We start from the raw sequence: 26,776 nt of genomic DNA on the forward strand, positions 1-26,776 counted from the left end.
AAAAAGGGTTATCAATTTGATAACCCTTTTTATTGGACTCTGATCGCGAGCCATTTAGTGAGGTTAATTAGAAAAAACATTACATAAATAAGTGCTCTTTTGCTGAAATAATAGCTTGTTCTATGGCTGTATTTTTAACAGGTTTAGAAACAAACAAGTCCATACCAGCTCGCTTACATGCAGCCTTATCATCGGCTGAAGTATTAGCTGTCAAAGCAACTATGTAAGTTTTATGTACCGGGCAAATTAGTTCTTCTCTTAAAATACTAGTTGCTTCAATACCATCCATTTCAGGCATTACACAATCCATAAATATTAGATTGTAGTTATTTTGTTTGCACTTATTTATCGCATCAATACCATCGCATGCATAATCGGCAGTTAAACCTAACTTTTCTAAATGGGCTTTTAGAACAAAACGATTAATTTGATTATCATCAACAACAAGTATCGACAATGGCAAGGTTGAAAAGTCAATATTTGCGGCAGTAATAAGGTCAGACGTCTGAGCTACTCCCCTTTTCAAAGTTAATTGAATATCAAAACAACTTCCTTTGCCGTATTCGCTAGTAACTTTAATAGAGCCGCCCATGTAGTCAATAAGTTCCTTAACTATTGCAAGGCCAAGCCCTGTACCACCTTTTTTACGCTCTTTGTTTACTTCTTGTGTAAAGGGAGAGAATAGTGACTTCATAAAAGATTCTGACATGCCGACACCACTATCACTTACCCGCAGATTTAGAAGCACATCATCACCTTGTTGCTGTGCGACAGCGCGCAATTTAATATCACCTTGCTCAGTAAATTTTAATGCGTTGCTTAACAAGTTAGACACTATTTGGGTGATCCGCGTGTTATCACAGTAAGTCCAGCACTTATCACTGATATCAATATCAACTTCAAAATTTAAGTTCTTTTCTTGGTATAGCGGTAAATATAACGAAGCAAGGTCAACAAAAATTGTCTTTAACAAGAAATGACATGGCTCTAGTTTCAGCTCTCCATGGTTAATTTTCGAAAAATCGAGAACTTCATTAATAATATTAAGCAATATATCGGCGCTACGAAGCGCAACTTTCAACTTCTCTTCACGCTTTTGCTCAGATTTCTCATAAAGCAAAGTCGTCAACATGCCAGTTATACCATTCAACGGAGTACGTAATTCATGACTTATTTTTGCAAGTAAAATACTACGATCTTCTAAGGTGCGTTCTGCGTCAGCCTTTTGCTTTTTAAGTTCTTCTCGCAATAATACCGATTTAGTAATATCTTGAAATGTACCTATTAATCTTACGCACTTTCCGTTTTTGAATTCAGGTTCACCAAAAGTGGATACCCATATAGGTTTACCTTTCGCTGTGATCAATTCAATTTCGATATTCCACTGTTTTCCATCTTCAATAGCTTCTTTCACAGCAAGCTCAATGGCATCCCTACTTGGCCCTTTTTTGTAATATTCTATGGCATTATCAAGTAAGGGAGTAAAATCTTCTGGTACCTCATGGATCGCTTTTGTTTGTTTACTCCAATAAAGGCGATTTGATGCAAGATCTAACTCCCATGAACCAATCTTCGCAACTTTCTCAACTTGAGCAAGCATAGAGTTCTTTTTTATTAATTTTTTTGATGCTGAATTTCGTGCAAACTCATTTCCAAGCCATTGCGCAAAAAGCTCAACATAATCATGGGCATCATCATTAAAAGGCAGTGAAGGTTGCGGTGCAGAAAAGTTAAGAGTACCAAAGACTTTATTACCTACAAAAATAGGTGCGCCAATATAAGATTCAAGTTTGAAATTCAGATAACAAGGATGCTCTGCAATAGTACTTTTAGAGGCTTGATGAAAAGATATCGCTTTATTCGCTGTGAGCGTATGGGTGCAATACGTACCCGATAGTTCAAACTGAGTACCAACAGCAATTGCATCATCTGGAGCAATTACGTGTATGACCGTGTAAACATTATTTTCTACACGACTGATTATCGCAAAATCAAGATTAAATACATCTAGACCAAATTTTAGTAACTCAGTTATTTTCTCTGAGAAGTCAGTATTTTGATCAGAAACGATGTTGTGAAATTGGCGCAGAAAGTTCAACCTAGCTCCCTAGTTACACGAATTTTATTTTGCTTTAATAAGCATACCAAGAATTTCAAATAACAACAGTAGTAATCATAATTTATGACTGTATTTAAATTATTTATAATGACTTGCTCCTATTAAAAAAGCCCCTTTAAAAGGGGCTTTTTTCGCTATTTTAATCTCTGTATAGTCGCCTTCTATAAACAAAAGGTAACAAAGCAATGAGAAATACAAAAACGCCACCGCTACTAGATTCAGCTTTATCACTATTGCTAGTAGTAGGTACATTTTTAACTGTAACATCTATCGATTGTTCTGTAGTTCCTTCCCCATCCGAAACTGCTACTTTGAATTTGAGCAATGAATCCTCTGAAACAGCTGGAGATTTGAATTTTAACGTTGCCGAATTCGATTGAAGAATATCAGCTTGAAGACCTTGCGTTTGTGTCCAATTGTAAGTTAACGACTGTGATTCCTTATCTATCGCAGAAACGGTAATTACACCGTCTGCATTCTCATTAACTGTATAACTACTAGCAAGTTCAATAGTTGGCAATTGGTTTACATGCACGAATAGAACAGATTGTTCATGAACAAATTCCTCATAACCATCGTTAATGGTTAAAGAAATTGTCCCTTGCTTTGACTCTATTAGCTCTGACACTTTTAAGATTGCTATACTTTCATTTTGGTTTTCGATAGTAACTTCTGGTATTGAAATAGACCAGTGATACGTTAGCTCATCTGCGTCGCTATCTGACGTGCCTGAAGCATCTAAAACGAAAGTATGCAGCTCTTCTATCGTTTCAGGAATAATAAGAGACAATGTCGGTGCGTTATTAAGACTTTCTTGGGCAAGTTTTGCGACAACTTCAACAAAACCATTTTTCTCGCCGTCTAAGTCAAATTCACTACCATCTTCAATCCTAATCACTGAACAATTACTGCACTCAGCACTAAACTCGCTGCTTGCAATTATCTCTACCGATTTCCAACCACTCAACGTTAGTACGCGTGCTTGTAGCTCATCGCTCAATAAAGCGTTTTCAAGCATTGGTAAAGCAAGGTCTACTGATTCTGTGCGCTGAGCGAGCTCAACATTGATGTTTATCATGTCACTCTTCAATTGGAAATGAGGATCTTCAACCCTCATCTCGGTGAAGGCATCAAGCAACATCTCTTCAGAGACATTCATATTTTCTATGAAGTGCTCACTGTGAGTGCGAATAACGTCACCTGCTCTGATGATATGGAAAACATTGTTCGTATATACATAAGAGTCAGATGCGAGTACCCCTTTCGAGGTGTTTGCTGAATTATCTAAGAAATCAACAATCCCATCGCCATCACTGTCGCCTATCCACTCTACAATATCAGGGATATTATCACCATCGGTGTCGACGCTTTCATCATCAAAGTTAACATTATTAATTAATGGCACGGTCTCAGTTTTAGTCAGAACCGACTCTCCATTTTGTAAAATGTCATACTGTAAGGTAATGTCTCCTTGCCAAGTATCTTCAATACCAAAATAGCCACTCCAAATTGATGTGTCATACATATACACGTCAACTTCATTGATGACTTGTTCACCAGATAATAATGTTACTTTTAGCTCTAAACTTTCATAATTTGAAAAGCCATATACTTGAATAGAAAGGTCGGCGCTATTCCCTTTGACCAAACTTGCCATTTTCTTACCATTTTGTTTATAAGTGGCACTGATAGTACGTGGAGCATCTTCATCTAAATGAATTATTTCAGATTTACTAAACTCACCTGTATAACCGCCGTCGTATACTTCAAGCTCAATTGAATCAACTGACGAGTCAAGCGTATTTCCTAATACTACATTCTTGATCCCTTCGATACTGTAGTCACTAAAATAGTGGCTATAATTGCCAGCAGTTAAATTCAAGCCCAAGTAGCCATTTAACGGCTTACCTCTTACATTAAGCGCAACTACAGGCAGAACATTTCGATAAGCATAGGTATAAGGCTGAATATCAATACGAGGATTTATATGTAGGTTTATTGTGCCTGAGGCTGTATTACCTGCATTATCGCTTGCCGTAATATCTAAAGAGTAACGCCCTGATTCAAATTCTATATCTAGCCCTGATCCGACAGTTATTTCTTTGATGCCTGATACCCTATCAAAAACAATAAATTGCTCTAGCAAGGTTTCAAACAATTGTTCTTCAGTAAATTCGCCGTTCATAGCGACGACATCGTTTCGGATGGTTGGAGCCGTCGTATCAGTAACAAAGAATGTTTGCACAGCTCTTGCGCTATTCCCTGCAATATCTTCAGCGACCCAAGTTACTTGATTCTCGCCATATACTAGCGTTCTAGATAAAGGGTATACCTCAACTGCTGCTCTATTGTTATCAGTAACCTCAGGATAAAGACTTCTAGGAATAGATGTGTTTTCATAGACACCTTCAATTGTCACAGCTGTCAAATCAGAGAAAACAGGTGGTAAATTTTCTCCTAAATTTGGATCATCTGGATGACTATCCTCACTATCAACCACACCATCTGAATCAGTATCTTCAGCTGTTGGGTTTGACCCTATTTCAAATTCAGTTAAGTTAGTCAAACCATCTCTGTCTAAATCTTGACTTGCATCGAATGAGTCAAGGACATTTAAGCCAAATTGATACTCCCAGAAATCTGGAATGCCGTCATTGTCGCTATCTAAACGAGTGTCAACCTCTGAAACCCACATAACTCTATCAATAAAGAATGGGTCATAGCGGTAAAAATCAGCATCAACTAGATTAAATTTAATGACGTTGAAGCCATCAGTGACAGGTATTAGTAAACGAGACTCATTGTATTGAACGTGAATGTTTTCGTTGTTTAGTTGAACATTAAAGCGGTCATATTTGTTAACTCTATAGTCAATTGTGATAAAACCCTGCTCAAACAAGCCAGCAATAGCAAAACCTGCATTTACTTCTGTATAATTTTCGCCATCAAACTTAGGATTGAAAGAAAGGCTATTCACTCCGTTAGAAGACCAAGTATCACTTGAAATCCAGTCAACATTATTTGCTGCTAACACCGTAAAGCGGTTAGGTAATCCTGCACTTTCAAAGCTTTCGAAAAGGTTATTAATTGCTGAAGGCGTTGAAGCGTATTCTGAAGGCGAGCTTTGTGCATAATACTCTTGTACGTCTGTATAACCATCTTCATCCAAATCAGCACCAGTAACATTTGCATTAATCGGTGAGGTCATAAGTACATTTACTTCGTAACCGTCAGGAAGTTCATCTCCATCACTATCCGAATGCCTAGGATCTGTTCCAATACCATACTCTTGCAGAGCTGTTAATGCGTCATTATCGTAGTCAGAAGATGCATCATTAGAATCAGTTAAATTAAGCCCATTTTCAACTTCCCAAAAATCTGGCAACCCATCACTATCTGTATCAGCATCGCTCGTTTTAGCAATAAACTTAAAATTATCTAGCCAAACAGCATCCTCTCCAGTAGATATTGATCCATCTTTTGAATATGAAAACTCAATAACGTTAACACCTTCGGGGATTTTAACAATTACCGACCCTTCTTTAGTCCCAGCGATCCACTCAATATCACTGTTTGAGCCATTTATTTTCATTATAAAAGAGTCGCAACATTCTTCAGACTCTATTTTATAGTCAAATACAAGGTATGCTTCAGCGAAGACGCCTGTAGCACTGAATGAGCTCATTTGACCATCTGAGATTTTACCGGAGCGGATGCTTTGCGAACCATCGGTAGCAAAACTATTATCAATGTACCAATCTGCATTGTTCTCTGATGAATGGTTAAACCATTGAGGTAGTCTAGAATCTTCAAATGAACTAGTTAGATTCAATTGCTCTGGAAATGACTCTGCATCCTGCGGATCAGTTTGTAACTGAAACTCGGTAAAGTTGCTAAATCCATCATTATCACTATCAAGCATGGCATCAGTAGAGTCTGTTAAATTTAGACCATGTTCATATTCCCAGCCGTCTGGAATTTGGTCTCCATCTGTATCAAGGTTATTGGGGTCTCCCTGATGTAAAAACTCATTTAGATTACTCAAACCGTCATTATCATTATCTAGTAATGCATCATCTGAATTTGAAGGATCTAAGCCGTGCACAACTTCCCAAGAGTCAGGTATTGAATCACCATCATTATCAGCAAACTCATTACTGATATAAATGTTATCAATGAAGACAGTATCTAAACCTGATGATACAGAACCATCTTTAATATATGCGAATTTAAGTGTATTTAAGCCTGCAGGAATGACCTGCTCGAAAGAGCGCCAATCGGTAATACCAGAATCAATAACAATTAATTGCTCGTTTAGGTATACATACAAATGGTCAAAACCTGCTTCTGTAGAAAGTTTATAAATGAAACTTAAATACTTAGTCTGGTCTGTTACAAAGCTGTATTCAAAACTAGTTGCTTTACTATCGTCAATATCATTATTAGCCAAAGAGAAGCTATAGCTTTCATCTATTTGTGACGTTACCCATGGCGTAGAAGGGTCTGTAAAATTAAAACTTTCAGGAACAAGATTATCGTTAAAGTTGAAAGAGATTGTTGCAGGAATTGAAGGCGTAGAATCAGCATCCGTTGGGTCTGAACCTAATAAAAATTCAATTAGGTTAGTGAAGCTATCTTGATCTAAGTCACTTTGTGCATCTGCACTGTCTAGTGGATCTAACGAAAAATTGACTTCCCAACCATCTGTCATTTTGTCGTTATCAGAATCTGGATTAGTTAAGCTCGTTTGATATTCATGATGTTCTTGATAGTCTGTTAGGCCATCGTCATCTGTATCAGAATTATTTGGCAACGAATTTAATCTGTATTCTTCTAGGTTGCTCAATCCATCTTCATCAAGATCACCTGAGGCATCTGTAGGGTCTGATGAGTCGAGTGAATATAACAGCTCCCAGTTGTCATCCATTTCATCGTTATCATTATCAATGAATTGGATGTTATTACATACAACGCCTACCGTATTGAATGCATCAACAACATCATTTGCTGCATAACCTAAATCTATGGCGCTGTTTATTGCACCACATGCTCCATCGATAAAGTCCGTTGAATTAACCCAATAATTTTGGTTTGCGTAAAGCATAATTTGAAAAGCTTTTCGCGGATCCCACTCAGGCTTATTTGCAAGTAAATAAAATGCTCTGTTAAATACACCACTACTGTAATGGACATCAATGCCAGAATAAAACTCTGATGCATGGTCTATTGAAATACCATCATTTGACGGTGTTTCAAAATAACGCAATGCAGTTCTATTTTTTGTGATGTCGGCACCCGACAACCAATCTGTAGTGCCTCTGACAAAGTATTCAGCAGTTTCACCAGCCATGTCTGAAAAAGATTCATTTATCCCGCCTGATTGGTCAAAATAAAATAAATTAGAATTTTGTTCTGTTACACCATGACTTACCTCGTGAGATACAATATCCAAAGATACTAGTGGGTAAAAGCTATCAGCACCATCACCAAAACTCATCGCAGAGCCATTCCAGGTGGCGTTTTCCCATCCATCTCCTTGGTGAACACGCAGTAATAATTTAAAGGTCAGGGGCGCCGTGTTGTACCATTGCTCATACATATCAAACACTGAGGTACCAAATGCATGCGCATCGTTTAAAGGCGAATAGGCACCATTGACCTCTTTGTGAGTATTTCGATCACACGGGAATGAAAACGCAGATGATGGCTCACTGCCTGACTCCATCGAAACAGTTTTCACTTTATCATTCTCTAAAAAGCATGTTTCTCCTACTTGAGAAACTGCAAAGGCAGGATAATCTTCGCCATATTCATAACGGCCAACTTTCTCATTCCCCCCAGGACCCATCGCCTGTGTGTGCTTAATATTATTCCACGCTTTATACACTTCATAAGTATTTTCATTGATGATAGCTGAAGGCTTTGACTCATGTTCGGCATTTAAAATTTCAAGTTCAATTAAATATGCGTAATGAGCTTTATCATCCTTAACATAAATATAACGTTCTGATTTTATAAGCTTATATGGCAAGTCTAATGACAATTTAGCAGCTTCAAGTACTGCGTTAACTGCAGTATCTAAATCAAATTGATTGTTCGCTCTTAATTGTAATTGCGCATCATTGATGCCGGTCGCAAAAAAGCCACTCATGTGCTGTGACTTCTCTTGAACACGAATTTGCTGACCCCAAATAGGAATACCAGAGTAATACTGCTGCAGAATTTTATTTGATGAGCTTTTTCTTAACACACTATTAGAGTGTTGGTGAGTAGAAGTAATTTCTTCAAAATAAGAGCCTTTTATTTGGCTTCTTTGAAGAGTCTGATTCATTAACAACAGGTTTTGAAGTTGAGGCTTGTTAGATGGACTTACCCTTTCGACTGTTGCAGCTTGAAGAGAGTATGCAGTGAACATACTAAAAACTGCAGCACCTGCAATTAATCCCTTATGCATAATAGTTCCTTAAATACATTTTTTACTTATTATCGGGACCAAAATACCAAAAATAAACACAATTTGCACCAACTTGTTAAGCTCACATTAATGAATTAGCTAAAATTTCGAATCCATATATCAAAACTTAAACTGGTAAAATACTCAACCTCAGTCAATACTTTATCATTACAGGTTAGTAATTTTAGGCTGTCGCTATATCAATGTCACTGAGAATTAAAATCATCTTTTTGCTGTCTACCATTTTTTTAGTGGTGGTAGCCAATACCTTCATTATCTATGTATTAGATAAACAAGGTCAGGCTAAGCTTGAGGCAGTGATCCATACTCATGATGTGCTCGATGAATCAGAAAAGCTCTACAATCAAATAACGAACGCAGAAACCGGGCAACGTGGTTATTTATTAACGCAAGATCTGAACTATTTAGAACCCTACTACGCGGCACTTGAACAAGTTAAACAACATTTTTTAGCCATCAATAGACTAACGCTAAGTAACCCCGAACAACAAAATACACTTGCAGTAATAGATGAGCTAGTCGACAAAAAGTTAGCGGAGTTAGCGTTAACTGTCACACTTGTAATGCAAAACACGCCATATGCAATCGAAGAAGCAAAAGCGATTGTTTTGACGAATGAGGGGAAACAGTATATGGACCAAATCCGCAAGCATATTTTACTGTTTCAAAATATTGAACGTGCCAAGCTAGAACAGCAAAATGCTGACTACCAAAGAAACAGACTATTTATAACTCGGTTTGTTACTTTGCAAATACCACTAATAGTGACCTTGTTAGTTTTTTGTGCTTTTTACATTAATTCAAGGCTTTTTAAACCTCTTAAGTTGTTAATTCAAAACACTGAACAACTAGAAAAAGGCGAAAGACCTAAAATGTTGACGATTAATTACAACGATGAAATTGGCTTTGTGTTAAAACGTTTTGCACGCATGAGTGACATTGTTTATAAACGAACGAGCAAGTTAAATTTTCAAGCTAGTCATGATCACCTTACAGGTGTTTTGAATAGAACAGAACTAAAGCCTGCATTAAAGCAAGCCATTTCTACTTGCTCTAAAGACAGTAAGCTGGCCGTTATATTTATAGATATCAATAAATTCAAAAAACTGAATGATGAGTATGGTCATTTAATTGGTGACCAAATTCTCATTGAAACCGCAAAACGAATTACGTCATCTGTTAGAGCTGATGATGATGTATATCGTTATGGAGGAGATGAGTTTGTCATAATTACACATAATATTGCCAAATACAGATACGTTAATGCGATGATCACTCATTTATTAGCACGTTTTGACAATCCTTTTGTACTCGAACAGCTGACATTAAATATTTCATTAAGTATTGGAGTAGCCCTTGCTCCTGATCACAGCCTAAATCATCAACATCTACTTAAACTCGCTGACCAAGCAATGTATCACGCTAAGCATGAGTCAAAGAATAGTTATCACATACACAACAATCGCGGCTAGAAGACTAATCTAAATTACTGCTTTATACGTATAAATTTGCAAAAAGCCCCATCACTATGTATAAAAAATACACACAGATTTTAATTAAGGTAGCACTATGCATATTTTATTAACAGGTGGAACAGGCCTCATTGGTAGACATTTGTGCCCTTTCTTACTTAATCACCACAAGGTTACTGTGCTAACACGCAATCCGATACAAGCTGCTGTGATACTAACTCATCAGGTACACACAGTTAAGTCGTTAGATGAAGTCAATTTTGAAGAGATTGATGCTGTCATTAATCTTGCAGGAGAGCCAATCGTCAATAAACGTTGGAGTGAATCGCAAAAGCGCACTTTACTTAATAGCCGGATTAATCTTACCCAACAAATCTCAAAAGCGATTAGCCGCAGTGAGTCCCCTCCTCACACATTCATTTCTGGCAGTGCCATTGGTTTTTATGGCCGTCAAGAAAACCAGCCAATCGATGAAAGCTTTAATGATATATACCCTGAATTTAGCCATGTCCTTTGTCGTGATTGGGAGCATGCCGCTACGAAAGCGCACGGTGATCAAACTCGCGTTTGCTTGCTGCGTACAGGCATCGTTTTAGCAAAACAAGGGGGAGCTTTAGGTAAAATGTTGCCAGCTTTCAAGTTTGGTTTTGGTGGCCCTTTAGGTCATGGTCGTCAAGGGATGTCGTGGATCCATATTGACGACATGATCCAACTCATTCTTTTTGTGCTTTCACATCAAGAAATTCAAGGACCAATTAATGCCACCGCGCCAAACCCCGTTGATAATAATGAATTTAGTCAAACACTTGCGAATGTAATTTCGCGTCCTGCCATGTTGCGTATGCCTAGTTGGGTTCTCAAATTGATGATGGGAGAGATGTCAGATCTTCTACTTCATGGTCAATTTGTGCTTCCCAATAAATTACTTAATCACAATTTCCGCTTCCATTACCCAACATTGAAGCCCGCATTAGAAAGTCTGAAATTATAGTTACAATGTACTAGTTGATAAGATTCAACTAATACATAATAATTAACCTGATTTTAGTCGAGTGATTATCCAGGGAAAATCATGATGCATTTACCCACCATAATCAGCATTTCAATTTTATTGAATGTGATTATTGGGGCGTTTCTACTGTCTTTATATTTCTTGAGACAACAAGCAAGCTATTTATATTGGGGTAGTTCGTGTTTACTTTTCGTATTTGCGCAGATCACCGCATCTCTGCGTGTTTTTATCGACTTCCCCTTAATTACCCATTACTTGGCTGATTTACTCATTATTTCAGCGCCTTTAGCTGCAATTTTAGGGATCCATGCGTTCAGTCAGTCAGATAAAAAATATCATAAAGCCTGTGCATTTGTAGTGATTCTATCCATGCTGATATTGCTGCCAGTGCATGACTCCCCGTTAAACCAAATAATCACCACGGCCATTATCGCCATATGCTTTAGCTACGCTGCTTTTGCCCTCAGAAAACTACAGGTTGAGCGCATCATGCATCTTGCTTTACTAAAACTATGCTTTGTAATTCATGCTTTGATTATGCTTTTACAGTTTTCGCTTTTAGTTTCGGATTATCAAGACATTATTGATACTGATTTAACTCACATTCTCGCGGTCATTCTGATAAGCCATATTATAATTACCACTCTAACCGCCATGATCTGGCCATTAATGATGTTTTTAGAATCAGAGCAAGTACTAAACGATCTAGCAAATCGAGATCCACTCACTGGATTATTAAACCGTAGATCATTTATAACAATTAGTAACAGCTACTTAGAACAAGCTAATCATAACCTGACTGAGCTCTGCGCTTTGATGATTGATATCGACTTCTTTAAAAAAGTAAATGACCAATATGGTCACGAAACAGGAGATGAAGCACTCAAATGGGTTGCAAAAAAGATTAAAAGCCAACTACGTGAACACGATTTAGTGGCCAGAATCGGTGGTGAAGAATTTGCAGTCATATTACCTAGCACCACTCAAACTCAAGGCGAAAGCCTATCTGAACGAATTCGTTTAGCGATACACAACGATCGTTTCTTTTATCAAAACCAAGCTCTAAAGCTTACGATCAGTGTCGGTATTATTACACATAAATCGGGCACCAATAATGTCAATGAATTGCTCGCAGAAGCCGATAAAGGTTTGTACAAAGCCAAGTCAAATGGCCGAAATCAAGTTGTAACTATGGCATTTTAAATGCGGTAGTTAGAATCTTTAATTTAAGCTTTCATTGAGTAGGTTTAGCTCATTAGTGACCCACTGTTTATTTAAGCATTGTTCTAAATTCAATTGAGCAAATTTTAAAAAGCTACGCGCCGCATGAGATAAATGGCGATCGGTCCGTACCACAAAATACCAATGACTAGCTAAATTGACATCTTTTACATCTAACATACAAAAACTTGTATCATGGGGTGGCAATACATGGCGAGAAACAACACCTAGCCCCATTCCTGAACCAACCGCAACCCGAATAGCTTCGTTACTTGCCATTTGTACTGTGTTGCTTAATACAAAGCCTCTGCTTTGCAGTTCACTTTCAAACAGCATTCGTGTGGCAGAACCAGGCTCTCGAAGCAAAAAACGTTCAGATACTAAGTCTTGTAATGTGACCTGAGTCTGACTCGCGAGCGCATGGTTGGTTGGTGCAATAAACACTAATGGGTTTTGTAAAAACCGTCCTGCTTTTGCATGTTCTAATGAAGGTGGATGACTAAAGACATAAATATCGTCTTCGCCTCTTTCAAAACGGGCTAGCACTTCAGCCCGGTTACCTATTTCAAGTGGCAACTCAACATGCGGATGTAAATTACTATACGGGCCGAGTAACTTAGGCAAAATATATTGTGCGGTGTTAACCATGGCTATTTTACAGCGCCCGCGCTCTCCACCTCTAAGCTCAGCTAAGTAATCTTGATAATCATCAAAATGACCAAACACCTGCTGACATGTTTGAAACAATGCAAAACCCGCTTCAGTAACATGAATTCGCTGCTGATTAACCATCACTAATGGCTCATTGACTGTTTCTTGCAGGCGCTTAATTTGCTGCGATACCGTTGGTTGCGTTAAATATAATTGCCTTGCTGTTTCACTAATTGAGCGTGTTTTTACAACGCACATGAATACCTCGAGTAAACGAAAAGAAATATGCCTTAAATCCATAAAATCAAACCCATAGATAAAAACCTATAGGATATTATCATTTATTTTATTATTTACTATGTGATTTTTTATCTAGAATAGCGGCGCTTTTTAATCAAGAGGAGAACAAAGTGCCTGATATTGTTGTAATGTTTTTTGTTTTAGGACTCACTGCCGGATTACTTCGCTCTGACCTAAAAATTCCGCAAGCGACCTATGAAACTCTTAGCCTATTGTTAATGCTCACCATTGGCTTAAAAGGAGGTATGGTGCTGCATGGCAATTTGCATTGGCAACTTCTACCAGAAATGGGCGCTGTATTACTACTTGGTGGCTTAATACCACTGATGCTGTTTCCTATTTTAAACAAACTGCTAAACCTCTCTGTTGCTAATAGCGCAAGTATTGCTGCCCATTACGGTTCAGTAAGCGCAGGTACATTTGCAGTTGCTTTAGCTTATGCCGAATCAAACTCACTTAATGTAGGTGCTGAAGTCACACTTTATTTAGTAATGCTTGAGTTACCTGCGATTATTGTTGGATTGTTACTGTATCGCCGCCTTGGTAATGGTTCTGGACAAAACCTTTCTCTAAAAGCACTTTGGCATGAAACACTCACTAACAAAAGTGTCATTCTGCTAGTTGGTGGTGTAATTATTGGCATGATGTACGGCACACAACAAGGGAGCCAAGTAACGAGTCTATTAACGAACAGCTTTAAAGTTGTGCTGGCACTATTCCTTCTTGAAATGGGTTTAATGGCTGCACAAACTCTGCGCCCTATTCCATGGCACCAATGGCGATTAGCATTATTTGCTCTTATAACACCAAATTTATTAGGTGCAATCGGAGTCTGCGTTGGTACTGCATTACAACTAGAGTTAGGCTCTGTGGTAATACTAGCAAGCCTAGTTGCAAGTGCCTCTTACATAGCAGCCCCTGCCGCGATTAAAGCAGCCATACCCGATGCAGACATTGGTTTAGCCATGTTATGTTCTTTGGGCATTACCTTTCCTTTCAATGTATTAGTAGGAATTGGCTTATATCATCAAATAGCATTATTTATGGGCTAAAAAACGGTCACACCTTAACTTTATTAATGAGATCTTCTGAAAAGTCGTTTAATATAAACAAAAAAGCAGCGCAAGGACATGCTATGTTTAATCAAACGCTCAGCGCCGAGCAACAGCATGTGAGTGATATTTTTAAGCGCATATGTACGCTTTGTAAGGTGCAAAACTATGCTGAATTAGAAAGGCACTTATCGTTAACATCAGGTTTTTGCGAGCAAAGTATTGAAGTTGCTGCAGTGCCTTATGAACTAATTGATAACGTGGCTAAAGCTTCTGAAGTTAGCTTTGATTCACTACTTAATGGTAGCGAACAAACCACAGTGACACTTGATGGGGCGTTACTACAAGCAGTAAGTAACGGTATTATTAAGAGTATAAAAAAGCTTTCTATGGCAGGGCTAATTAAAGGTGATAACCACACTCATGAAGCCCTTAGTCAGCTTGCAGATATTCAGCTAAAACAAATAAAAAATGAGCTCAAAATACAAAGCCAGGTTAAATAACCTGGCTTTTTACTAATTCTTACCTTTGTACATTTTATCGTAGATATCGGATATATTATTTTGTTTATCGTAGTAGCGCTGCAGCTCCCCAAGCGATAACTCTTTTATTTCATTACTATCAAGCCCAACAGGCTCTGCTAACTTAAAGTCTGCAGCTTGCGGTGAATTACCCATTAAGGTGGCAATTTCACTCTTTAACTGTTCAGCTTTATTAAATAGTTTAATTGCTTTGCTGATATCTGTTTCATGCTCAGCTTGTAACGTGCACCAAACTACCTCAACTGATTTAGATCTGATTTGATCTTCAAAGATATTTTTACGCGCAATCAACCATGTACTTGCAACAAGCAAGATGGCTAAAACGACAATGGCTATGTAAATTAGTTCAAGCATTACGATCCCTCGGTAAACTAAATGTTACTATACACCCAAACTTGGTTCGCAATACATCAGGAAAAAGCATTATAAATGAAGTTATAGGACTGAAAAACATCATAAATTAATGTTAACTTTTTGTTCCAAAAGGCCAGCTTGGACTAAGTAATAGTTTTAATTTGGTTTTCAAAAGACCTGGAAACAACATTACAACAGCAAGGACAATACTAATGTAGAGCACAATAAAACTATACATGTAGTGTATGTAGGCGTGTTCAGCTTGTATGTCTAACACAACAAACTTAAACCAAAGAATAAAGTGAGCTATAGAAAGGACAACTGTTAGCTTGATAACACAAAAGAATAGCAAGCCAAATTTATAGCTAAATTTTGTATGTATTAGATAAAGAATGTAAATACTAATTAAATTAATTAGGCAAGCTACAAAATAAATATTCTGCGTATTGCCAATACTTTGATTTTCGGCAATGAAAATCAATACATACTCCATCAATAAAGATGTTACTGCATATTTTACTACAACTGTCGCAATTGATAGAAAATCACTAAATAGTTCTTTATTCCCGATAGCTCGAAACAAAGATGTAGCAAAAGCTAAAACATACATAGCTGCAATAATTGCTTGCATTGAAATCACTTGATGATTTTCTGTAGCAACCATTAACTCTCTATATAAATTTTGAATAGATTCAAACATTTCTTACCCTTACACGAAGCTATAAGGGTAAGATGTAATTAAGAAAAAGACCAGCCAAATTGACCTTTGATTTTTAATTTTCTTTCTTTTTCTCTCTTACAATTACAATTCCACCTGTTCCATTAAGTTGTTGTTCTTCTTTTTTCTTTTCGCGAATAATAACAATCCCACCAGTACCTTGAAGTTTTGTTGTATCAAAGCTAGGAGCTGGTGCTGCGTCGAATGCTAAAGTAGATAGTAATAAAGCTGATAAAGTCATTTTTTTGTTCCTTCATTGTTAAAGATAGCTTTCGTTAGCAAATACCGAGCCACTACAATAAAAATTTAGGTAAAAACTAACGACTAGACCCTATATAAGCATAAAACCTAGCCGTTAGGCTATTTTTTATACCGCACAGGTATATAAAACGACCACTAAACAGCATCAACACCTTTAACTCTATAAACTAACAAGTCTCTATGCCATAATTCTGTCAATTCAAAAATAAGTCAAAGCGGCCCTACGCTTAGCAAGGTTTAATGCATGGCATATCCAGAACAACAGCAACCAACAATTTATTGGCACGACTACGAAACATTTGGCGCAAGCCCGCAAAAGGACCGCCCAAGTCAATTTGCAGGTATTCGTACCGATCTCGATTTGAATATTATTGGTGAGCCGTTAATTGAATATTGCAAGCCTGCAGCCGATTACTTGCCGCACCCTGAGGCGTGTTTAATAACGGGTATTACCCCGCAAGTTGCAATGCAAAAAGGCTTAGTTGAAGCTGAGTTTATGGCAAAGATCCATGCTGAATTTAGCCAACCTAACACCTGTGTTGCGGGCTATAACAGTATCCGTTTTGATGATGAAGTCACACGTTACAGCTTATACCGTAATTTTTATGACCCTTACGAGCGAGAATATAAAAACAATAATAGCCGCTGGGATATTATTGATTTAGTGCGTGCCTGTTATGCACTGCGCCCAGAAGGTATTGAATGGCCGCTCAAAGAAGACGGTACACCGAGCTTTAAGCTCGAGCACTTAACCGTTGCCAATGGCATTGAACACGCTGCTGCTCACGATGCTTTAAGTGATGTAACGGCAACCATAGCGTTGGCAAAATTAATAAAAGAAAAACAACCTAAGCTGTATCAGTTTTTCTTTAGCTTACGCGCTAAAAAAGCACTGGCTGATTTAGTTGATGTATTTAATATGACACCACTTGTGCACACCTCGTCACGAATTCCGGCAAGCCAAGGCTGCACCAGCTGGATTGCACCAATGAGCTTTCACCCAGTCAATAAAAACGCCATTATTTGCTTTAATTTAACTGAAGATCCGCAAGTGCTATTAGATTTATCTGTTGAAGAGCTACGCACGCGTCTTTACACAAAACACAGCGACCTTGGCGAAGACGAAGCACCGGTAGGCTTAAAACTCGTGCATTTAAATAAGTGCCCTATTCTCGCACCAGCAAAAACCTTGTTACCTGAGAACGCAGCCCGTTTGGGTATTGACCGCGAAAAATGCTTACAAAATCTCGCTATTTTAAAAGCCAACACTGAGCTTCGCGACAAAGTAACCGAAGTGTTTAACGAGCAGCGTGATTACGGCGAAACCACCAACCCTGACTATCAACTTTATAATGGTTTTACCAGCCATGCAGATAAAGCTAAATTTGCCATTATTCGAGATGCAAGCCCTGAGCAATTAGCCACAATGCAGCTAGATTTTGATGATAAAAAGTTTGCTGCCTTGTTATTTAGATATCGCGCTCGAAACTGGCCACATACACTAAGCCAAGATGAATTAGCAAAATGGCGCCAGTATTGCCAAAACAAGCTAATGCACGGTGAAGATAGCCCGTCGATCAGTGGCCAAGATTTCATGATCACTCTTGAAAATCTGGCTCATGAAAATGATGATAACGAGAAAAATCTGCATATATTAAAAGCGTTGTACAATTACGCACAAAGCATGTAATAAAAAACGCGACAATCATTGTCGCGTTTTTTATGGATATTACTTTTTATGTAACGCTTCGATACGCGCTAATAAACTAGATGTGTCATAGCGGCCGCCGCCTAACGCTTGTACATCGGCATAATATTGATCAACTGTTGCCGTCATCGGCAAAGTTGCGCCGTTTGCCTTTGCCTCATCCAAAGCGATGCCTAAATCTTTACGCATCCAATCAACAGCAAAACCAAATTCGTATTCGCCAGCCCACATTGTTTTGTAGCGGTTTTCCATCTGCCATGAACCTGCAGCGCCTTTAGAGATGGTTTCAATTACTTTTTCACCATCAAGGCCAGCTTGTTTTGCAAAGTGTAACCCCTCAGCCAAGCCTTGTACCACACCCGCAATACAAATTTGATTTACCATTTTACACAGTTGACCAGAGCCTACTTCACCTAATAATTGGCTAAAACGGCTAAAAGCAGCCATAACAGGTTGAACAACATTAAAATCAGCTTCGTCGCCACCAACCATCACGGTTAATACACCATTTTCTGCCCCAGCTTGACCGCCAGAAACCGGCGCATCTAAAAATGCGATGCCTTGTAGTTTCGCTTGAGCAGCCACTTCACGTGCCACTTCAGCTGACGTTGTAGTGTGGTCAACTAAATAGCTGCCCTCATGCATGCTTGCCAGCACACCCTGTTCGCCATAAACAACTGAACGTAAATCATCATCATTACCTACGCACATGAAAACGATATCAGCCCCTTTTGCTGCTTCACTTGGTGTTTCAGCGTATTCACCTTGATACTCAGAAACCCACTTTTGCGCTTTAGCCGTTGTGCGGTTGTAAACTGTCACGTTGTGACCTGCGTTGGCAAGGTGACCCGCCATTGGATAACCCATTACACCTAATCCGATGAAGGCGACTTTCATTGACATAAAACTGACCTATTTGAGTGATAAATTAGTAACAATTTCATTATCTCAACCGAATAACTAAAAAGCGAATGAAAAAAAGTTCATTTAAACCGTTTAAAAACACACAGGTAAAACATGGATAGTATATATCGTTTCAATGCCCAGCTTGCATCTGGTGAAAACTTCAGCCTTGAATCGCTACAAGGTAAAACAGCGCTTATCGTCAATATTGCCAGCAAATGTAATTTTTCAGTGCAAATGGCAAGCCTTGAAAAACTCTATCAAGAATATAAACAGCAAGGATTTACCGTACTCGGTTTTGCCTGTAATCAATTTGGCCACAATGAACCTCTAGATGGCAATGAACTTAAAGCCTTTTATCAGCAACACTTTGATGTCAGCTTTCCTATTTTTAACAAGGTGTTAGTCAACGGCCCAGACGCCCACCCGTTATTTAATTATTTAAAGTGTCATACCCGTGGAATTGCACAAAACCGTGCAATTAAATGGAATTTCACCAAATTTCTTATAAACTCAGAGGGTCAACTCGTTGCGCGATATGCCCCGCGCACCAAGCCCGAAACCCTCAAAATGGTGATAGAGAGTAATTTAAATGATGAAACTGGCCTTATTCAGTGCGCAAAAGTATGAGCAACCGTTTTTTGAAAGGAATCTAACTGAATACGCTGAGTCTGTTTCGCTCAGTTATTTTGAGCAATCCTTAAACAGAAATACCACCCCCCTCTGCCAAGGTTTCGATGCAGTGTGCGTGTTTGTTAACGATACGGTCGACAAACACGTCATTGCAGATATGGCGGCTGTTGGCATTAAAGCAATCTTATTACGCTGTGCAGGCTTCAATAATGTAGACCTTGATGCTGCCAAAGAGCATAACATCAAGGTTTGCCGCGTCCCTGCATATAGCCCAGAAGCAGTAGCAGAGCATTGTATTGCCCTTATGCTAACGCTCAACCGAAAAACCCACAAAGCCTTTAACCGTGTACGTGAAGGTAACTTTGATTTAAACGGTTTACTTGGTTTTAATCTGTTTAAAAAAACGATTGGGATCATTGGCTGTGGCAAAATCGGTTTAGCACTGGTTAATATTTTAAATGGCTTTGGAGCTAAGGTACTCGTTTGCGATCCAATGGCTGGTGAAGGCCCTTATACCCTGTGCGATTTAGACACATTGCTCACCCAAAGTGATGTCATCTCATTGCACTGCCCGCTCAACGAGCACACCCATCATTTAATTGATGCTAGCGCATTTGAGAAAATGAAAGACGGTGTCATGCTGATTAACACCTCTCGTGGTGCACTTCTTGATAGCCAAGCATGTATTCAGGCGCTTAAGTCTAAAAAGCTCGGACACCTAGGGCTTGATGTGTATGAGCAAGAGTCAGAGTTATTCTTTAAAGATCACCGTGAAGAAATCATGCAAGACGATATTTTTTCACGCCTTATTAGTTTTCCAAATGTGTTAGTGACAGGCCACCAAGGCTTCTTCACCCAGGAAGCACTGAGCGAAATAGCCTGCACCACATTACAAAGTGCCAATGAAATAAGCCAAGGCTTAGCATTAACTAACGAAGTTATTTAAGAAATGGCCTTGATACTTCTCATCAGGCGTTAAGCTCATCAATGCTCGTTTAACCTTTCATTGTTATCGAGCATTTTTACTGGTAATTGGTGATCAACCAAAAAGTCGTAAAATCGTAAATCTTCAATTAGATCGGAAGATGCTAGCTCGAAATCTTGGTAAGTTAGGTTTTTATAACTAAACCTCACTGTATGTTCGAACCTTTTAGTTTGTGAGTAAAGAATTTCAGTTACTTCGGAAATATCTATTTTAACACCTAATAATAGTAACTTTTCACCGTCTATTGACACCTCAACTGAATTTTTTGGCTCTATCATCCAATAATCTACAATGATAGAAATGATGCAACATACAACTATAAAGCCGAGCTGCATAAAAAATGGTTTTTCTGCAAATTCAGTTAAATAATAAGCAAACATACCACCAAATAACAATCTGTATAAAAAGCTGTTGAGCAATTTAAAGCTAACCTTCTTCCTTTTTCTTCTAAACACTTGCAAAGCTAACCACCCTTTATTAACTTATTGATTTTATGATATTTTAATATAATTATGTTTCATTACTTTTGAGATAACTCTTTGAGTGCATCTATGAAGTGTGTATGGTTGTATGAATAACTGCCATCTTCCTCTTCAACAAGCGAAGGGCTATTTAGTAATTCAGTGAGGAGTACTAAGAAATCATCAAGTGACTTTGCAAAAACACACTTATCATCTTCGTCTCGGCCAAAATTGATAATTTGACCTTTCGTTCCTGTCGGGCCTGGATCAAAGTCCACCCCTATAAAATTACCTCCTCCATCTCCAAGTAGAGGTAACCATTTAGTATTCGCATATTCAATTTTTATAGCGCTAGGTGTTAGGGATGAACAACTCTCATTTAACCCTTCTAATCCTTGGTCAATAATCTCTCGCCAAACATTTAACTCATGGATAATTTTTTCTGTACTTAATAATGAAAGGCCAAAAACGAAACCAGCCTTAGTGCGGAATTGACCATCACAATTTGCATATATTGATACAAAAGATTGAGGTAAAGTATTACCAACCAAATCTGCAATTTTATTTAATGACTCAACGTCCGACTCATTATTAATAACATCTATCAGAGCTGGAAACTTTGATTCTATTTTTTCTCTTAAAACAATCCATTCGGTCATAATATATCCTTATTTTAAATGACTTTACTTAAGATGATCTAATTAAGTAAATGTGAGTATTAGTTTTTTATTTCAACAACGCCACGTTCACGAATACCGCCGTCATTAATAACGGGCAGATAAAGCGAATGTACTGGGCAAACCAATAATGAGGGCCGCTCGATACTTGATGCAATTTATTACCACGCTGCCATAACCAACCAACAGTAATGAAATAGAACAGCCCCATTAAAGGTAATTGGTACTGTGTAAGCACCATAATAACTAAGCCAAATAACCAGTCAAAGTTTAAGATAATCAGTGATGAGGCAATAAACACGATTAGGGTTACAAATAAGGTCGCTTTTTTGCGCTCAATACTGTGATTCTCAACTAAAAATGCCACTGGAATTTCGGTCGATGAGATGGTTGATGTCACTGAGGCAATCGACATTAAAACAAAGAATAATAAGCCAACGAGTAAACCCACTTGGCCCATTGTGCTAAACAGTTCAGGTAAAATCGCAAAAATTAACTGCCCTTCACCAACCAATTTACCGCCGCTAAATACCTCTACACCGTTATGTTGGGCAACAAAAATAGCCGGAATAATCAATAAACCCGCTAAGAAGGCCACACCGGTATCAAGCAGTGCCACAGTGCCGGTTAGTTTAGGCAGGTTGGCATCTGGCTTTAAATAAGAGCCGTAAACCATCATACAGCCAACACCTAACGACAGCGAAAAAAACGCTTGCCCCATTGCCGCAATAATTAAGTTTGCATCAAGAATTTGACTAAAATCTGGCACTAAATAGGCTGCAAAACCATCCATTGCACCATCTAGGGTCGCGATATAAGCAATTAAGGCCACTAATAACACTAGCAATAATGGCATTAAGCGGCGTGACCAAGTTTCGATACCTGATTTAACACCTTTTAAAATAATACTCGCAGCAAGAATAAGCATCAGTGGCGTAAACACAAAATTACGTGCCATGGAGTCACTGTGCAAAAAGTTACTTAACTCAGTAAAACCAAAGAAGCTTGCGACTGGCTCGAGCGCATAAGCGAGCATCCACCCAGCAACTATCGAATAAAAGCTAAGCATTACAACCGCACCAAAGAGGCCAATATAGCCTGCTGCAGCGCCCACTTTAGGTGCTGTGTCTTGCCATGCGTTAGATAATGCTTTTACTGGATTCGCTTGTGCTTGGTGGCCTAAATACAGCTCAGTATAAAGAGCCGGAAGCGCTAATAAGAAGATAACAATGAAGTAAACAAGTAAAAATGCACCGCCGCCATGGTTTGCCGCTTGTGTTGGAAAGCCCCAAATGTTACCTAAACCTACCGCTGCACCAGAAGCTGCTAAAACGAAACCTAATCGACTTTGAAAGCCGTCACGAACTTGTGCCATACATCTACAAATCTGTTATTATTTTTCCTCATTAAACCATAATTACAGTCAACTGCGTAAACTATTTGCGTTTGTTCATGCCTATAAAAGTGCATTTGCTGTAAAAATAAACAAAACTAAATTCAAGCCCCGTGTAAGCGTTAAACCATGAGCAGTCACTACTTTTCGAATACTCTTATCATCGAGCAGCAAAGCCAAACAACGGCCAAAAAAATTATGCTAATGCATGCAGCACGTATTGATGTTGCAAGTTTACCCCTTGATAAATTACTTAGTGAGTTTGAGTTAAGTGTGCTTGAAAAACGCAAAGTGCCTAGTGCAAAGCAAGAGTACTTAGCGACTCGCCTAACGTTAAAGTATTTGTATCAACATGCTTACCCTCATGATGATTTAGCGCTCAGTGAAATATCGAGCCAGTTTGATGACAAAGACAGCAAGCTAAAATTACATACCCCGGTTAGAGAACCTGTGTGGGCTTGTTTATCACATTCAAATGGCTTGATTGGCGCAGCCCTTAACCCCGAACAGCAGCTATTTGGTTTTGATATTGAACAAAGCAGTAAGCCTCGCCCTTTTATCAAACTCGCAAAGCATTTTTATCATCAAGATGAAGTTGACTTAATTAGCCGTTTTGACGCTCCCGATGAACAGGCACAGTGCTTTTTTAGAATTTGGACATTAAAAGAAGCGCTTGCAAAAGCAAGTGCTCAGCCGATTGCGAAACTACTTGCTCCTAATGTATTTGAAGAATTGAGCAAACATAATTTCAGCGCGAGTAGTAACTCTGTTGAAGGCTTTGATATAAGTGTTGTGGCACAAAAAAGCACTGACTGGCAGTGCTCTTTTATTAATTTTAACGACTTACGCTGCGACTTGGGTTTCTAATAGTCGGCTGTGAATAGCCTGCACGACTTCATCTGACTCACTTTGCTCAACTAAGAAGCACAGGTTATGTTTACTTGCACCGTGGCAAATTAAACGAATATTAAAATCGCTTAATACCTGCATTAAGTTCATTTCTTGCTGACGTAATTGAATTTCAGAACCAATTAAAGCCACCAGCGTTAAGTTATTCTCAACCGACACATGACAAAACTCAGAAAGCTTATCTAAACAAGCTTGATCAAGCTCAGGGCGTGATGCATTTGGTGCGTTATCTAAAGTGATTGCAACACTTATCTCGGAGGTAGTAACCAAATCAACCGAAATATTAAACTCACTTAAAATGGTGAAAACACGCGCTAAGAAACCACTCGCTAGGAGCATTTCTGGGCTTTTAACCGTTAACAGAATTTGGTTTTTACGCTGCGTTACCGCACGAATACCTGGTTGCTGAGATTTTTCTTTTTCAATCCATGTACCACCTAACTGTGGTTCACGGCTTGAACCAACAAACACACTAATATGGCTACGGCTTGCAGGTAAAATGGTTGCAGGGTGCAGTACTTTTGCACCAAACGTTGCCATTTCTGCCGCTTCATCAAAGCTTAAGCGTGCAATTGGGCTTGCTTTAGCGCATAAACGCGGATCAGTACTGAAAATACCCACAACATCGGTCCAAATATGCACGCTTTTTGCGTTAATTGCTTCAGCGAGTAATGCAGCACTGTAATCTGAACCACCACGGCCTAAAGTGGTCGTTTGATTGTGCTCATTGCTACCAATAAAACCTTGAGTTACCACAACATGGTCATCAAGTAGCGGCACTAAATGCTCTTTAGCAGCCGCAGCGGTTGCTGCAACATTTGGGGTAGCTTTAGCAAATTGGCTATCTGTTTTTAGCACTTTACGTACATCAAAACGCACCGCATCAAGACCTTGACCGCGTAATACTTGAGTGAATAAATACGATGATAAACGCTCACCAAAGCTCAGTAGTTCATCCTGATCTGCTACTGACTGAGCCCCGTCTGATGCTAGCTTTTGAAAAGCCTTAAGCGTTTCATTAAAGCCATGTGCTAAATCAGCATCAAGCGACAGCTCTGCCAAGATTGCTTCTTGAATGGCGACAACGCCAGTAATGTGCTCATCACGTTCAGCCGCACTCAAATCAGCTTTACATAATGCAACTAAATGATTGGTCACGCCTGCACTGGCACTCACAGCAACTATACGTACTTGATTATCAGCACAAATGATTTCAGCGCAGCGGCTCATAGCATCAAAGTTAGCTACACTGGTACCACCAAATTTTGCAACAACGTAATCTGATTTTGTGTTGGCGGCTAATTGGGTATTCATGTCGTCTCCTTTTGTGGAAAACTATCCACAGTAATTCAAGAAGAACTCGGCAAGGGGGTGCTTTGAAAATAAAGAGTAGTCCATGCCAGAAGCTCTCCACCTAGTTTGGTGACAGTTTTGAGGATTCAGCCCCATAAACCGAAAAATAACCGTGACGTCCGGTTAATTTTCTCGGCGAGTACTTCCCTCATTAATGGTCATCGGCGTTCGTCACCTCACATTAATTACCTAAGTATCGCACCTCTTCTGAATGTTAAGTTAACACCTGGTTAAAATAACAAAGCCTGCTGTTAAAAGCAGGCTTCGAAAGTTAACGTTTAGACGTCTAGCTGTCAAGTTGTTTTATGAAATTAAACTGCCCGCTAAGTACGAACCGTAATAACCAACGGTATAAGCAATTAATAAATAAACCGACATTTTAAGATAGCTCATAAAGGTCAGTGCTTTTACCTTACTCATGGCAATAATACCTGCCGCAGAGCCGATAATAAGCATTGAGCCACCGACCCCAGTTGCGTAAGTAAACGACAGCCATTGCTGAGGGCTCATCACTATATCAGCTTTTAAAAGTGCTGCAGTGAGAGGTACGTTATCTACCGCCGCTGATAATAGTCCCATTAAATAGTTGGCATATTCCGGTGCCATCAACTCATATAAGTGAGTAAATTTAGCAAGCACGCCCACTTCTTTTAATGCACCAACCAGCAATAACACACCAACGAAGAACAATAAGGTGTCGTATTCAATTTCACGAATATAATCGATGATTTTTTTGTTTACGTCTTTTTTGCGCATTAAAAATTGCGCAACCAAAAACATAAGTGATAAACCAAATAAAAAGGTTAACAGCGGCGGCACACTATAAAGCACACTCAAAGTTAACGTGGCAATAATCGTCGAGAAGAAGATAACCGCAATGGTAATATCTGTCTTTTCGATACGACGGGCTGCTTGTTTTTCATACACAACATTACCCGACATACCCACCGACAACATCGCCGCGAGCAGTGCAACACTTGTCAGTGCAGGGGCAATTAATAATAGTAGATTAGCAATGGTGACTTTTTCGTCTAAGAAAATCATCAAGGTTGTCACATCACCTGTGATCAACGACACCCCACCCGAGTTAACACTAAATACAATTAAGGTCGCATATTTTATTAATTTTTTAGGATCTAACTTAAGTGACATCACCACCGCAAGCGAGATTAAAGTTGCCGTTATGTTGTCTGAAATAGATGAAAATAAAAACGCAAAACCACCAATCAGAAACATCAGCTTTCGTTCACTGATTTGATTTGGCATAATTTTATGAACAATATTCTGGATAAAGCCTTTAGAGTTTAAATACGCTACAAAGGTCATCGCAGCCATTAAGAATAGCCACAAAGTCGCGATTTCTAATATGTTGTGATCCAGTTGATGTTGTATGGTTTCTGGGCTTTGCCCATGAATTGGAGAGATAAATAAGATAATCCAGCATAAAGTGCCAAAAAAAAGCGTCGTTTTGGCCTTGTTTACATGGATAATATCCTCTATAACGATAAGCAAAAATGCCACCGCTATCAGGGTTAGGATAAGTGGGGTTACCATGGTGTTTGAACAACCTTTATAAT

The 26,776-nt window shown here is 38.8% G+C and carries 21 protein-coding genes and 1 riboswitch; of the genes, 9 read left to right on the top strand and 12 right to left on the bottom strand.

Annotation, left to right across the window (positions count from 1 at the left end):
* Nucleotides 1-79 precede the first annotated feature (79 nt).
* Complete coding sequence (locus JIG37_RS14990) at nt 80-2,098, bottom strand: ATP-binding protein (protein WP_194441559.1); 2,019 nt, start codon at nt 2,096-2,098, stop codon at nt 80-82.
* Between the two features lie 160 nt (nt 2,099-2,258).
* Nucleotides 2,259-8,573 (bottom strand): M4 family metallopeptidase, encoded by a 6,315-nt coding sequence (locus tag JIG37_RS14995; RefSeq protein ID WP_199529723.1) that lies wholly within the window; start codon nt 8,571-8,573, stop codon nt 2,259-2,261.
* Nucleotides 8,574-8,776: 203 nt separating this feature from the next.
* Here JIG37_RS14995 and JIG37_RS15000 point away from each other — a divergent pair, with 203 nt between their 5' ends.
* The 3 genes from JIG37_RS15000 (at nt 8,777) to JIG37_RS15010 (ending at nt 12,281) form a co-directional block, all read left to right on the top strand.
* On the top strand, nt 8,777-10,066 hold the full coding sequence (locus tag JIG37_RS15000) for a diguanylate cyclase (protein WP_138615921.1): 1,290 nt from the start codon (nt 8,777-8,779) through the stop codon (nt 10,064-10,066).
* Nucleotides 10,067-10,163: 97 nt separating this feature from the next.
* Nucleotides 10,164-11,057: a TIGR01777 family oxidoreductase gene (locus tag JIG37_RS15005; RefSeq protein ID WP_138600525.1), complete on the top strand. Its 894-nt coding sequence runs from the start codon at nt 10,164-10,166 to the stop codon at nt 11,055-11,057.
* A gap of 81 nt (nt 11,058-11,138) precedes the next feature.
* On the top strand, nt 11,139-12,281 hold the full coding sequence (locus JIG37_RS15010; RefSeq protein WP_199529724.1) for a GGDEF domain-containing protein: 1,143 nt from the start codon (nt 11,139-11,141) through the stop codon (nt 12,279-12,281).
* Between the two features lie 18 nt (nt 12,282-12,299).
* Here JIG37_RS15010 and JIG37_RS15015 read toward each other — a convergent pair whose 3' ends face one another.
* Nucleotides 12,300-13,250, bottom strand: a complete 951-nt coding sequence (locus JIG37_RS15015) for a LysR family transcriptional regulator (RefSeq protein ID WP_199529725.1) — start codon at nt 13,248-13,250, stop codon at nt 12,300-12,302.
* 110 nt (nt 13,251-13,360) lie between these two features.
* On the opposite strand from JIG37_RS15015, the gene JIG37_RS15020 reads away from it, so the two are divergent.
* Both JIG37_RS15020 and JIG37_RS15025 read left to right on the top strand, forming a co-directional pair.
* The gene (locus JIG37_RS15020; RefSeq protein WP_054551478.1) at nt 13,361-14,302 is read left to right on the top strand and encodes a sodium-dependent bicarbonate transport family permease; all 942 of its coding nucleotides are present in this window, start codon (nt 13,361-13,363) and stop codon (nt 14,300-14,302) included.
* An 83-nt stretch (nt 14,303-14,385) separates the two neighbouring features.
* Nucleotides 14,386-14,805, top strand: coding sequence for a hypothetical protein (locus JIG37_RS15025; protein WP_199529726.1), 420 nt, complete (start codon nt 14,386-14,388; stop codon nt 14,803-14,805).
* Between the two features lie 12 nt (nt 14,806-14,817).
* Here the strand turns inward: JIG37_RS15025 and JIG37_RS15030 are convergent, their stop codons facing one another.
* The 3 genes from JIG37_RS15030 to JIG37_RS15040 all read right to left on the bottom strand — a co-directional run bounded on the left by JIG37_RS15030 (nt 14,818) and on the right by JIG37_RS15040 (nt 16,157).
* On the bottom strand, nt 14,818-15,198 hold the full coding sequence (locus JIG37_RS15030; RefSeq protein ID WP_138600519.1) for a hypothetical protein: 381 nt from the start codon (nt 15,196-15,198) through the stop codon (nt 14,818-14,820).
* 112 nt (nt 15,199-15,310) lie between these two features.
* Nucleotides 15,311-15,898 carry a hypothetical protein gene (locus JIG37_RS15035; protein WP_199529727.1) on the bottom strand — a complete coding sequence of 196 codons (588 nt, stop codon included), beginning with the start codon at nt 15,896-15,898 and terminating at the stop codon, nt 15,311-15,313.
* Between the two features lie 73 nt (nt 15,899-15,971).
* Nucleotides 15,972-16,157 (bottom strand): hypothetical protein, encoded by a 186-nt coding sequence (locus tag JIG37_RS15040; protein WP_199529728.1) that lies wholly within the window; start codon nt 16,155-16,157, stop codon nt 15,972-15,974.
* A 264-nt stretch (nt 16,158-16,421) separates the two neighbouring features.
* Between JIG37_RS15040 and sbcB the strand changes: the two genes are divergently transcribed.
* On the top strand, nt 16,422-17,867 hold the full coding sequence (gene sbcB / locus JIG37_RS15045) for an exodeoxyribonuclease I (protein WP_199529729.1): 1,446 nt from the start codon (nt 16,422-16,424) through the stop codon (nt 17,865-17,867).
* 39 nt (nt 17,868-17,906) lie between these two features.
* On the opposite strand, the gene JIG37_RS15050 is transcribed toward sbcB, so the two are convergent.
* A complete protein-coding gene (locus JIG37_RS15050; protein WP_054551484.1) occupies nt 17,907-18,788 on the bottom strand; it encodes an NAD(P)-dependent oxidoreductase in 882 nt (293 codons plus the stop codon).
* Between the two features lie 114 nt (nt 18,789-18,902).
* On the opposite strand from JIG37_RS15050, the gene JIG37_RS15055 reads away from it, so the two are divergent.
* Nucleotides 18,903-19,418 carry a redoxin domain-containing protein gene (locus tag JIG37_RS15055; protein ID WP_054551485.1) on the top strand — a complete coding sequence of 172 codons (516 nt, stop codon included), beginning with the start codon at nt 18,903-18,905 and terminating at the stop codon, nt 19,416-19,418.
* Nucleotides 19,384-20,367 carry a 2-hydroxyacid dehydrogenase gene (locus JIG37_RS15060; protein ID WP_199529767.1) on the top strand — a complete coding sequence of 328 codons (984 nt, stop codon included), beginning with the start codon at nt 19,384-19,386 and terminating at the stop codon, nt 20,365-20,367. The genes JIG37_RS15055 and JIG37_RS15060 overlap by 35 nt, the downstream gene beginning before the upstream one ends.
* 38 nt (nt 20,368-20,405) lie before the next feature.
* On the opposite strand, the gene JIG37_RS15065 is transcribed toward JIG37_RS15060, so the two are convergent.
* The 3 genes from JIG37_RS15065 to JIG37_RS15075 all read right to left on the bottom strand — a co-directional run bounded on the left by JIG37_RS15065 (nt 20,406) and on the right by JIG37_RS15075 (nt 22,919).
* Nucleotides 20,406-20,867 carry a hypothetical protein gene (locus JIG37_RS15065; protein ID WP_054551487.1) on the bottom strand — a complete coding sequence of 154 codons (462 nt, stop codon included), beginning with the start codon at nt 20,865-20,867 and terminating at the stop codon, nt 20,406-20,408.
* Nucleotides 20,868-20,926: 59 nt separating this feature from the next.
* The gene (locus JIG37_RS15070; RefSeq protein ID WP_199529730.1) at nt 20,927-21,526 is read right to left on the bottom strand and encodes an SMI1/KNR4 family protein; all 600 of its coding nucleotides are present in this window, start codon (nt 21,524-21,526) and stop codon (nt 20,927-20,929) included.
* A 67-nt stretch (nt 21,527-21,593) separates the two neighbouring features.
* Nucleotides 21,594-22,919 (bottom strand): sodium-dependent transporter, encoded by a 1,326-nt coding sequence (locus tag JIG37_RS15075; protein ID WP_199529731.1) that lies wholly within the window; start codon nt 22,917-22,919, stop codon nt 21,594-21,596.
* Between the two features lie 147 nt (nt 22,920-23,066).
* On the opposite strand from JIG37_RS15075, the gene JIG37_RS15080 reads away from it, so the two are divergent.
* The gene (locus tag JIG37_RS15080) at nt 23,067-23,804 is read left to right on the top strand and encodes a 4'-phosphopantetheinyl transferase superfamily protein (protein WP_199529732.1); all 738 of its coding nucleotides are present in this window, start codon (nt 23,067-23,069) and stop codon (nt 23,802-23,804) included.
* Here the strand turns inward: JIG37_RS15080 and lysC are convergent.
* Together lysC and nhaD are read right to left on the bottom strand one after the other, a co-directional pair.
* Nucleotides 23,781-25,160: a lysine-sensitive aspartokinase 3 gene (gene lysC, locus JIG37_RS15085; protein ID WP_199529733.1), complete on the bottom strand. Its 1,380-nt coding sequence runs from the start codon at nt 25,158-25,160 to the stop codon at nt 23,781-23,783. The genes JIG37_RS15080 and lysC overlap by 24 nt on opposite strands.
* 81 nt (nt 25,161-25,241) lie before the next feature.
* Nucleotides 25,242-25,414, bottom strand: a riboswitch (Lysine riboswitch).
* 88 nt (nt 25,415-25,502) lie between these two features.
* Nucleotides 25,503-26,753 carry a sodium:proton antiporter NhaD gene (gene nhaD / locus JIG37_RS15090; RefSeq protein ID WP_199529734.1) on the bottom strand — a complete coding sequence of 417 codons (1,251 nt, stop codon included), beginning with the start codon at nt 26,751-26,753 and terminating at the stop codon, nt 25,503-25,505.
* Nucleotides 26,754-26,776 lie beyond the last annotated feature (23 nt).

It is taken from the genome of Pseudoalteromonas sp. bablab_jr010 (genome assembly GCF_016464105.1).
Lineage (GTDB): Bacteria > Pseudomonadota > Gammaproteobacteria > Enterobacterales > Alteromonadaceae > Pseudoalteromonas > Pseudoalteromonas simplex.